The sequence below is a fragment of the Flavobacterium swingsii genome, assembly GCF_900111965.1.
In the GTDB taxonomy this organism is placed as follows: Bacteria; Bacteroidota; Bacteroidia; order Flavobacteriales; family Flavobacteriaceae; genus Flavobacterium; species Flavobacterium swingsii.
The window spans coordinates 42,844-51,297 of record NZ_FOJT01000004.1 but is presented as its reverse complement, the minus strand read 5'-3'; the positions used below and the strand labels follow the sequence as shown (position 1 = coordinate 51,297).

At 34.9% G+C, this 8,454-nt stretch carries 5 protein-coding genes; 1 reads left to right on the top strand and 4 read right to left on the bottom strand.

Going from position 1 to position 8,454, the window contains the following annotated elements:
• Nucleotides 1–95: 95 nt before the first annotated feature.
• The 4 genes from BM053_RS07355 to BM053_RS07340 form a co-directional block, all read right to left on the bottom strand.
• Nucleotides 96–3,500, bottom strand: a complete 3,405-nt coding sequence (locus BM053_RS07355; protein ID WP_091475759.1) for a PorP/SprF family type IX secretion system membrane protein — start codon at nucleotides 3,498–3,500, stop codon at nucleotides 96–98.
• 1 nt (nucleotide 3,501) lies between these two features.
• A complete protein-coding gene (locus tag BM053_RS07350) occupies nucleotides 3,502–4,962 on the bottom strand; it encodes a T9SS type B sorting domain-containing protein (RefSeq protein WP_091475756.1) in 1,461 nt (486 codons plus the stop codon).
• Between the two features lie 135 nt (nucleotides 4,963–5,097).
• Complete coding sequence (locus BM053_RS07345) at nucleotides 5,098–6,390, bottom strand: hypothetical protein (protein ID WP_091475754.1); 1,293 nt, start codon at nucleotides 6,388–6,390, stop codon at nucleotides 5,098–5,100.
• Nucleotides 6,391–6,424: 34 nt separating this feature from the next.
• Complete coding sequence (locus BM053_RS07340; RefSeq protein WP_091475752.1) at nucleotides 6,425–6,862, bottom strand: hypothetical protein; 438 nt, start codon at nucleotides 6,860–6,862, stop codon at nucleotides 6,425–6,427.
• A gap of 441 nt (nucleotides 6,863–7,303) precedes the next feature.
• Here BM053_RS07340 and BM053_RS07335 point away from each other — a divergent pair, with 441 nt between their 5' ends.
• Nucleotides 7,304–8,452, top strand: a complete 1,149-nt coding sequence (locus BM053_RS07335) for a DNA polymerase III subunit (RefSeq protein ID WP_091475750.1) — start codon at nucleotides 7,304–7,306, stop codon at nucleotides 8,450–8,452.
• Nucleotides 8,453–8,454: the final 2 nt, after the last annotated feature.

The following is an 8,454-nucleotide window of genomic DNA, read 5'->3' as shown; positions in this document are numbered from 1 at the left end:
TCAGAAATGGGACTAAAGTTATTTATTTTTTATGTAATTAAGATTTTTTTAACATTTTATTTTTCAAATAAAATGCTAAAAAAATCTTTATGCTCTTATTTTTCTACCTTAACAATTACCATTTTTCCGTTGTAAGGTTTACTCCCTTTGGTTTCCATGGCGCTTGTAGCATCTTGTATTTCAGTTAATTTTTGATAATAGATATAGTAGGTTCCGTTACTTGCGTTATAGAAGAAATCTATATTTGTTTGACCAGCTTCTATTGCTTTTTTAACAAAAGCATCTCTTTTTGCAACATCTTTATGAGCCGCTACAACAAGATAGTATCCTTCAGCAATATTATCATTGTTTTTGATAATTTGAGTTCCGGCTTGTTCTTCTCCATAATCAAAATCTGTTGACGTATAGGTTTGTCCTGTTGGCGCAGTACTTAATTTTATTTGTTTTAATGTTTCTCTGTCTTTTTGGAATTTTGTATCATCACTATCAAATTGAGCTCGTTTGATTCTTCTTTTCTTTTCGATATCAGTTTCTGCCTTGATTGTTTCTAATTTGGCTAATAAATCTGCATTTTGCCTGTCGCTAATTAATTTATCTTGTTTTAATTTTTCAAGGTTTTTCAAATTACTTTGGTTGACAACATCATTTTTATTAGGTACTTTTTTCAACCTTTCGTTTGTAAGTGTTTCAAATTCTTTGATGAAATTACTTTGGTTTTTCGAGCTTTCAGCAATTTCTGTTTTTAAAGATTCTAGTGCTCTATTTGCTCCAGCAGTACTTTGAAACTCTTTGGCTTCGCTCACAATACCTTTATCAGACAAGTCATTTATTCTTCTCAGTTCTTTTAGTTCATCGTCTTTTGCTTTCGCAATAGAGTCCAATCTAGATAATGATTGTTTCTGATTTTTCTTAGAGTCTTCTAAAACTTGGCTTAAATTATCTAATTCTTTGTCTTCAGCAGTTTTGGCTGCATCAATTTTAGCTTTAGCTTCGGCTTCTTTACGTAAACGTTCTGCTTCTTCATCAGCTTTGGCTTTAGCGTCAGCGGTTTCTTTTTCTTTACGCAAACGTTCTGCTTCTGATTTAGCATTTGCTGCATCAGCTGCTGCTTTTTCAGCATCAAGTTTGGCTTTTGCAACGGCATCTGCTTTTTCTTTCAGTAAACGTTCCGCTTCGGCTTTAGCATTTGCAGCGTCAGCAGCAGCTTTTTCGGCAGCAGCTTTGGCTTTTGCAGCCGCTTCTAATTTTAGTCTATCTGCTTCAGATTTTGCTTGTGCTTTCGCATCGGCAAGTGCTTTCGCATCAGCATCTGCTTTTTCTTTCAGTAAACGATTCGCTTCGGCTTTGGCTTTGTCGGCTTCGGCTTTGGCTCTCGCATTTGCATCCGCAAGTGCTTTGGCGTTCGCATCAGCTTGTTCTTTACGCAAACGTTCGGCTTCTGCATTGGCTTTATCTTGTTCTGCTTTTAGTTTGTCGGCTTCGGCTTTTGATTTTGCATTCGCATCAGCTAGCGCTTTGGCATCAGCATCAGCTTTTTCTTTACGCAAACGCTCAGCTTCTGCATTGGCTTTATCTTGTTCTGCTTTTAGTTTATCTGCTTCGGCTTTTGCTCGTGCATTTGCATCAGCTAGCGCTTTGGCATCAGCATCAGCTTTTTCTTTACGCAAACGTTCCGCTTCTGCATTGGCTTTATCTTGTTCTGCTTTTAGTTTGTCTGCTTCGGCTTTTGATTTTGCATTCGCATCAGCTAACGCTTTGGCATCAGCTTCGGCTTTTTCTTTACGCAAACGCTCAGCTTCTGCATTGGCTTTATCTTGTTCTGCTTTTAGTTTATCTGCTTCGGCTTTTGCTCGTGCATTTGCATCAGCTAGTGCTTTTGCATTAGCTTCGGCTTTTTCTTTAAGTAAGCGATCCGCTTCGGCTTTGGCTTTGTCGGCTTCGGCTTTGGCTCTCGCATTTGCATCCGCAAGTGCTTTGGCGTTCGCATCAGCTTGTTCTTTACGCAAACGTTCGGCTTCTGCTCTAGCTTTGTCTGCTTCAACTTTTGCTCTCGCATTCGCTTCTGCATCGGCTTTTGCTTGTGCAATTGCATCTGCTTTTTCTTTCAGTAAACGTTCCGCGTCTGCTTTGGCTTTTGCAATTGCATCAGCTTTAGCTTTAGCGTCAGCTGCTGCTTTTTCGTTTTTCAATCTTTGTGATTCTGCTAGTGCATTTGCTTTGTCTTGTTCTGCTTTAAGTCTGGCTTCGTTGGCTGCATTGGCTCTTGCGTCTGCAGCTTCTTTTAGTTTTCTTTGTCTTTCGGCCTCTAGAACTGCTTTGTCTTTTCCTTGCAATGCTAATAATCTATCGGCTTCGGCTTTTTTAAGCGCAGCTAATGCCTCTGCTTTTTCTTTAGCATCGGCTATTGCTTTTTCTTTACGCAAACGTTCTGCTTCTAATTTTGCTTTGTCTTGTTCTTGTTTTAGTGCTAGTGCTGCTAATCTTTCTTTGTGAAGTTCGGCAGATGATTTTCTCTTAACCGCAGTTGATTTTGTTCCAGAATTTGTTTTTTTCGTTGCTTTAACTATTGGTTTGTAGTCTTCGAAATCTCCGTAACCTTTTAGTTTGTATGCTAACGTAATTTCGTGTGATAAACCAAAGTTTGATAAATTTCCTATTCCTTTTTCTATAGTATATCCTAAAGCTAATTTTTTTGAGATTGTAACACCTATTCCTCCAGAAATTCCGTAAAGGCTATTATATCCTGCTTGTATCCAACCTGCTTTTGGTGCGTTTAGAAGTAAATTAGTTCCGAAAATGGTTTTTCCTTTTGCGGCTTCTCCTTTTACTATCATCGAAAATTTACCGTTTTCTAAAAACCCAGAATTGTACATATAACCTGTGTACATAATGTGTCCTGCAAAACTTCTTGCTGGATCATCGGAAACTATATCTGAGCCTGAGAAATTATAGGTAAAAATATTGTTTGCAGATATACCAAAATCCATAAAACCAGAGCTATAATTTAATCCTGGATTAATAGTAATTAATGAATTTTTTGGTACGGTTTCTAACAATGGTTCAGCTTCTCCTGTGACAACTTTTCCTGTATTTAGTCCGCTATTTACGTAAGCCAAATTTAATCCGAAAGTAAAGTTACTGTCGTTTGAAAGTTCTACATTTCTTGCAAAGTTTCCGACGATTCCGAATGTGGTTAGCACACCATAATTTCTTTGAAATAATCCGAAACCGATTCCGTTGTCTTCTCTAAATTTTCCTGAATAACTTGCAAAATAAGCTTGTGGTCCGTTTTCGAGTCCTGAAAATTGTCTTTTGTTATACATGCTAACAAAAGATTCGTCTTCACGAACATAACTAAAAGTTGGGTTTATTAAGAATTTATTAAATTTTAATGAATTTTTTGCAGGCACATCGAACGAAACCACACCTCCTGTTGTTTGTGAGTGGTTGGGCAAAATGAAACCTAAAATCAGTAATAAACTTATAAATTCTTTTCTCATATTATTTTATGATTGTGATTGACCCTTTTTTTACTGGGCTTCCGTCTTTAGAAATAATGTAATAATATACCGGATTTGTCGATTTGAAAACGATTTCCTTGATAGGCCAATCGTTTTGATAATTAACCGTTTGAAGATCTACATTTCCTTGTGGACTAATAATCAAAACTTCGGTAGTTGCATTTATGTATTCTTGCGGAAGTATCCAAGTGTCGTTTTTACCATCGTCATTTGGGCTAATAAGGTTTGGAACTTCTTTTGGATTTATTCCTTCTTTAAGTTCAAATAAATATTCTTTAGTAACATCACAGCCCGTAGTTTGTCTTATTTTCACTTTATAATGACCAACATCTGGAGTACTGTAAGAATTTGTTGTTGCTAAAGGGATTAAAGCTCCATTTAGATACCACTCGAAAGTAGGGCTTGCGGCGTCTGTAGTGACTGTAATGGTTTTGGTTTCTCCGGCCGCAATAATATTTACAAGTGGTTCTTGCTGCACATCGATACTTGAGTTAAAACCTGTGGTTGACAAAACAAATGGCGCTGAAGTAGACAAACACCCTTGATTAACAACAACCGTGTAAGATCCTGCTTGACCAGTCACATAAGTATTAGCTGTTGCACCAGATATTGCAACACCATCTCGAGACCACTGATACTGATATCCTGCATCAACACTTAGTGTTGTTGGGCTTGAGGGACAAATTGTATTTCCTCCACTCGAAGCTATTGTAAATGTAGATCCTGTTGCAGCAATGTTTACGGTTACTTTTGCTGATTTTTCTATTTGTCCATCATCAAAAGTGGAGCAATCACCATAATCTATAAAGGCTTGGTAATCTCCTGATGAATTAATACTTAAAGAAGAACCTGTTTCGCCTGGAACAAATACCCCATTTTTTTTCCATCTGTATTTTAAGGCTGGAAAATCTACTGGAGAATCATTGGATAATGGACCGTTGTCTATAAGAAGCAGAAAGCTTCCGCTACTACAAACGTTTAATGGCGACACTCCTCCGTTTAAAGTAAAATCTATGTTATGTGATTTATAATAAGCGGCTATTGCTGGTGAACTTTGAGGGCCCGTTTCTGCGGGAGATACACCTCGTACTCTAAATCTGTAACTTTGTCCCGCTGTTGTTGTTGGAACTCTAAAAGTAAAGCTTCCGGGACTCGTCGCTAATTGTGATGAAAGTATCGTTATACCTGTTAATGTGGCGAAAGATCCGTTTGCGTCAGACATTTCTAAAACATAAGTGTTTGCTGTTGTAAATGTAAAATTTATAGTATATGAATTAAAAATAAATGGTGGGGTTGGAATTGAACCACCAGCACAGATTTGGGAAAAACCACCGTAAGTTGGAAATCCGATTTGCCCAAAAGTTTTTGTTGACGAAAAAAATGTCACTAAGACAAAAACGAAAATATACTTATTTATAAGAGTAGTAATTTTACTTTTCATAACAATTCATTTTATTTTTTACACAAAAAAATTTAAGCCCGACTACTTTTTTAAATCGAAATTTAATAAAATCCAAGAAATCCATTAAGAGAATTATCTCTTAATGGATTTTTTAAATCGGATATATTTATTGATTTATTTCGAATTAGAAGCGGTAATTTTACTGATTTTTATTCTAAAATCTGGATTGTTTTTAGCGTTATATAAGTCTAAAAACATTTCTTTATTGTCTGTGTTTTGATACAAATTATAAAAAGCTCCCATACCATAATAATCTTCTAGGTCTTCGTTTGTTGTTGTATTTTCAACAAAAATATTTCCTTTACAATTGTTAAAATATACTTCTTCGAATTTAATTTTCTTAAATGTGCTTGCTTCTAACTTGATCTCGTTAGATAAAATTGCTGCTGGATAAAACCCAGATACTACACTTCTTTTAATAGAAAAAGATGAATTATTTCCTACGTAAACAGCTTCTTTTACTAATCCTTTAGCAATATCATCGCTTAATGTTTGAGTAGTGTTTACAAGTGTACAATTTATAGCTACTACATTTGTTTGGTTTTTAGAAAGATCTGCTTCTTCTTTTTTCTCATAAGAAGCAATTTTCATACATCTTGATCTTGTTGATGAAGAATAAAGTGAGTGTCTAATTGCTAATGAATTATCTATTCTGCACTGTGTTCCTTGTGTAAACTCGAAGTCATCTCCACTAGCTCTTAACGACACTAATTTGCTTACTGTAAGGTCTCCTCCTAATATCTCGAAAGAATTTCCTGCAGCAAAACTACACATTACGTTTTCGATAACTGTTTTATTTCCTACACTTGCTAAAGAAAAAGCATTGTAATCTTTAAATCCTTTTATTTTTTTTCCTGCAAATTCTATTCTAAGGAATCTTACAACTCCAGAATTACTTGCAGAATTGGTACCTCCATAAATTGTTTGACTTGGATCTAAATCGAAGTTTAAAGACGAAGCGCCACCAAACTTATTCATTGGAGCGTCTCCAAGAATCGCAATTCCTCCCCAGTCCCCAGCTTTACGTTGTGGTCTGTTTGATGTGAAGATAATTGGATCAGTTTCCAAACCATTTGCCATGATTTGTGCTCCTTTAGTAATAATTAAGGCACCATTTGTTTCGTAATCTCCTTTTATAACCGTACCAGGTTCGATAGTAAGTATCGCATTGTTTGTCACATATACTGGTCCTTGCAAAAGATAGGTGTTCTTCTTGAATAAAGTAGTGTTAGTGGTTATCTTACCATACAAAATCTGATTCGTTTCGTTGTACTCAGCGTTTTGTGGCTTAAATTCCGTCCAATTGTTTAGCCAATTGCTGGCTCCAATTATACCTTTTTCTTGTTGTGCACTTGCAGTAAAAACTACAAAAAGCAACATCCATTTAATTTGTACTAGGTTTTTCATGTGGGTAGGATTTAAAAGTTATTACTTGGGATAATTACTCGTTAATTTGACTCAATTCCTTCAACATTGATTCGTAATATAATATAGAGCTTACTAAGTTACCTTTATCCGCATAAGGAGTCATGGCTCTTTGGAAATCTACAGTCGAATTAAGAAAAGTCTCTGTGTTTTGTTTTTGTAAAGATAATACTTTATTGTTCTCCGCGCTCTCAGGAACACCAACATCTTGCATAGTTACCCCTGCTTTTGTTGTTAAGGCGATGTAAGGTAGTGTATTTACTAGTACTTTGATACGCTCAATGTACAATTCTAACAACTGTCCTTTGTTCATTGTGTCTAATTCACTTTTTTCATAGAATTTTTTTACTGCAGCGCCAGAACTAATAATCCCTACTGGTTTAGTTGTTTTTTGAGCGTTTGCGTCGCTTACTGCAAATAATAAGAATAAGCTAAAAAAGATAATTTTCTTCATGGTAATTTGTTTAAAATTTTAATAATTTAAGGTTTAAATCGTTTCGAAAAACAAACTTTTAAATTACACTTGCAAGATTCTAATAACTTTTTAATAAAAAAAATTAAATTTACTTGTTTTAAAAATTTAAAAGCCGTATTAATTAAAACTGATTTTGTGTTTTTAAACTACGTTGCTAAAAGCGTGCCAAAAATTATTTGAACAATAAAAATATACAAATTTATTTTATAAATACGCATTTTTACTGTCTTTTTTATTTTTTAGCGGTTGCAAAAATATTTTTTATTATGATAACTTCCTAATATTGAGTTAAATTTGTTGTTAAAAAATTTACAAAAAACAAAAAACAACTTGTTATCTGATAATTTTTTATTACCCTATAAAATTTCTTATTAACAATAATCATATTGTAAAATTTATTGTATTCCCTATATTTGCACTATGCAGTTTAGCCAAATCGTAGGTCACGAACACATCAAAAGTCATTTAGTACAAAGCGCAACCGCTGGACGAATTCCGCATGCCCAGCTATTTGTTGGTCCAGAAGGATCTGGCGTTTTACTTACCGCCATTGCTTACGCACAATATATTTTGTGTAATAATATTGGTGGTGAAAACGCTGGCGGAAACGAAAGTTGCAACTTAAAATTTGAACATTTTTCGCATCCAGATTTACATTTTGTTTACCCAACGGTAACTACCGACGAAGTAAAAACCAAACCTAAAAGCTTAGATTTTCTTACCGATTGGCGAAAATTTCTTATCGAAAAACCCTACGGAAGCATTTTCGATTGGTACAATATTCTTGATGTAAAAAATAAACAAGGAGAAATTAGGGTAGAAGACGCTCAAGAAGTTCTCAAATCGCTTTCGCTAAAAGCTTATGAAGGTGGTTATAAAATCATGATTGTTTGGATGGCCGACAAGATGAATATTGCCGCTTCTAACAAATTGCTAAAACTACTCGAAGAACCTACCGATAAAACGTTATTTATTCTTATTACCGAAAACGAAGAAGATATTATACAAACGATTCGTTCCCGATGTCAAGTCTTGCATTTTTCGGCATTAAGTGAAAATGCAATTGCTGAATCATTGATTGCTAATGAAAATATCGAAGTCAAAAAAGCACAAAAAATTGCGCACAAATCGCAAGGAAATTACAACAAAGCATTGCACTTTTCTCACGAAATAAATGACGATTTACCGTTCGAAGAATGGTTCGTAACTTGGGTTCGTGCCGCTTTTAGAGCCAAAGGAAACGCTGCGGCAATTCAGGATTTAATTTTGTGGAGCGAGCAAATTGCTGGTTTGGGACGTGAAACACAAAAGAAATTCTTGCATTTTTGCATCGAAATGTTTCGTCAAGCTTTATTATTAAATTACGAAACCGAAAAACTAGTTTATCTAGAAACGGCGGTCGAAAAATTTAGTTTCGAAAAATTTGCACCGTTTGTAAACGGAAACAATATAAATGATATATTTAAAGAACTTTCTGATGCAATTTACCACATAGAACGCAACGGAAATGCTAAAATAATCTTAACCGATTTGTCGATAAAACTAACACGATTAATTCATAAAAAATAAAC

Excerpts from the sequence above, each read along its gene's own strand:
- BM053_RS07355 (WP_091475759.1), bottom strand. The coding sequence starts at position 3,500 with ATGAGAAAAGAATTTATAAGTTTATTACTGATTTTAGGTTTCATTTTG.
- BM053_RS07350 (WP_091475756.1), bottom strand. The coding sequence starts at position 4,962 with ATGAAAAGTAAAATTACTACTCTTATAAATAAGTATATTTTCGTTTTT.
- BM053_RS07345 (WP_091475754.1), bottom strand. The coding sequence starts at position 6,390 with ATGAAAAACCTAGTACAAATTAAATGGATGTTGCTTTTTGTAGTTTTT.
- BM053_RS07340 (WP_091475752.1), bottom strand. The coding sequence starts at position 6,862 with ATGAAGAAAATTATCTTTTTTAGCTTATTCTTATTATTTGCAGTAAGC.
- BM053_RS07335 (WP_091475750.1), top strand. The coding sequence starts at position 7,304 with ATGCAGTTTAGCCAAATCGTAGGTCACGAACACATCAAAAGTCATTTA.